General features: G+C 57.9%; 1 protein-coding gene. It reads left to right on the forward strand.

What is annotated here, in order from left to right:
* On the forward strand, positions 1-335 hold a 335-nt coding region (locus tag AC4HNJ_RS21710), incomplete at both ends, for a glycosyltransferase family 92 protein (protein WP_490481699.1).

Consider the following 335-nt stretch of genomic DNA (forward strand, 5'->3'; position numbering starts at 1 on the left):
GCACTGCATCAAGACACACGGCAGCGAAACCGAATGGCTTGCCTTCATCGATATCGACGAATTTCTGTTTTCACCCAAGGCCAGGCTGCTGCCTGACGTCTTGGCCGATTACGCGGATCACCCAGGCGTAGGTGTCAATTGGGTGATGTTCGGCTCATCCGGACACAAGCAGAAACCGGCTGGCGGCGTCTTGGAAAACTATCTGCGCCGTGGGCCGCTGGAGGGCGGCGTGACATATCCGCATCCGGATGGCAGTCCTCGGCCGGAAAATGCACACAGCAAGAGCATCGTGCAGCCGTCCAAAGTGATCGGGTGCAAGAACCCGCATTACATGC

The organism is Dyella sp. SYSU CM1112, from assembly GCF_058216415.1.